This window comes from Pseudoalteromonas sp. S3260, from assembly GCF_005886925.1.
Taxonomy (GTDB): domain Bacteria; phylum Pseudomonadota; class Gammaproteobacteria; order Enterobacterales; family Alteromonadaceae; genus Pseudoalteromonas; species Pseudoalteromonas tetraodonis.
This window is the reverse complement of the sequence record NZ_PNCV01000210.1, coordinates 1-424: the sequence shown is the minus strand read 5'-3', so window position 1 is coordinate 424 and position 424 is coordinate 1. Positions and strand designations below refer to the sequence as shown.

Below are 424 nucleotides of genomic sequence, written 5' to 3'. Positions count from 1 at the left end.
TGTCCACACAGATGATTGTTAATTGTAAAGAGAACAACACTTATTGTTTGGGTCTGTAGCTCAGCTGGTTAGAGCGCACCCCTGATAAGGGTGAGGTCGGTAGTTCAAATCTACTCAGACCCACCACTTCTTCTTAATACTGCGTTGTAAGCTTCGTTGTTTAGTGAACTAAACGGCCTCAACTTACGCCTCGTCTTAAAAAGAAGTCGGTATACAAACAGTAAGACCAGCATATGTGGGGCTATAGCTCAGCTGGGAGAGCGCCTGCCTTGCACGCAGGAGGTCAGCAGTTCGATCCTGCTTAGCTCCACCACTTTACTTCTTAAAAATAAATATTCTTTTATCGGGTAGCACAATCACCTGAGAATAGAGTGTGTTTAATTTTGAGAAGTTTTTGATTCTCTGCTCTTTAAAAATTTGGAAA

2 tRNA genes are annotated in these 424 nt (G+C 42.2%); both read left to right on the top strand.

From position 1 onward, the window contains the following. Positions 1 to 49: 49 nt before the first annotated feature. Positions 50 to 126: transfer RNA gene (locus tag CWC14_RS18220), tRNA-Ile, on the top strand. 111 nt (positions 127 to 237) lie between these two features. Further along, positions 238 to 313, top strand: a tRNA-Ala gene (locus tag CWC14_RS18215). The last annotated feature ends 111 nt before the right edge of the window (positions 314 to 424 follow it).